The organism is uncultured Dokdonia sp. (genome assembly GCF_947492815.1).
In the GTDB taxonomy this organism is placed as follows: Bacteria; Bacteroidota; Bacteroidia; order Flavobacteriales; family Flavobacteriaceae; genus Dokdonia.
Window position 1 is genome coordinate 1 of the sequence record NZ_CANLOB010000103.1, and the last position, 438, is coordinate 438.

Consider the following 438-nt stretch of genomic DNA (forward strand, 5'->3'; position numbering starts at 1 on the left):
CGCAATGCACTAGGACAGATAGTATTTTTAGGACGTGTTGATGATCAGGTGAAGATACGCGGGTATCGTGTGGAGTTGAAGGAGATTAGTCGAGTACTACAAAACTTTGATGGTATTTTACAGAGTGAGGTATTATTTAGAGAGGATGCTTCGGGCGTGAAGCGATTGGTGGGATATATAGTAACAGGAGATGATTATTCAGAATCATCTATGAAGTCATATATGTCTGATCAATTACCTGATTATATGATTCCTCAGGTATTTGTTGTATTAGAAGAGATGCCATTGACTTCCAATGGTAAGATAGATAGGAAGTTATTACCAGAACCTACGGTTACAGAAGAACGAGCTTATGTTGCACCAAGCAATGCTATAGAAGAAGCCTTGGTTGCGATATGGCAAGATTTATTGAATCAAGAACAAGTAGGGGTTACAGAT

Annotated in this window: 1 pseudogene; it reads left to right on the forward strand. The window is 38.8% G+C overall.

What is annotated here, in order from left to right:
* Positions 1–438, forward strand: a pseudogene (locus tag Q1A01_RS23710) (non-ribosomal peptide synthetase); the annotation flags it as partial.